The sequence below is a fragment of the Halomonas sp. ND22Bw genome (assembly GCF_003011945.1).
In the GTDB taxonomy this organism is placed as follows: domain Bacteria; phylum Pseudomonadota; class Gammaproteobacteria; order Pseudomonadales; family Halomonadaceae; genus Halomonas; species Halomonas halophila.
Genome location: NZ_PXWD01001221.1, coordinates 1 through 258, shown reverse-complemented (window position 1 = coordinate 258; position 258 = coordinate 1). Strand labels below are relative to the sequence as shown.

At 68.6% G+C, this 258-nt stretch carries 1 pseudogene; it reads left to right on the top strand.

Features of this window, described 5'->3' with window-relative positions:
• A pseudogene (locus tag CVH10_RS22050) lies at nucleotides 1-258 on the top strand (efflux RND transporter periplasmic adaptor subunit); the annotation flags it as partial.

Sequence of the window (258 nt, the reverse complement as noted above, 5' to 3'; positions counted from 1 at the left end):
GTGCTGGGTGCCGCCGGCTACGGCCTCTACGCACTGGGCATGCGCCACGGTGCCGGCATGCCAGCCATGCCTTCGGGTGCCAGTGGGATGGCATCGCCGCAAGCGGCGACTCCCGCTGCTGCCGCGCCCGCCAACGAATCGGGCGAGGACGCCACCCGGCGGCATATCACAGCCGGCCTCAAGGCCGGCGACGTCGATCCCGCCAATGGCAAGAAGATCCTGTACTACAACGACCCCATCGTGCCCGCGAACAAGTTC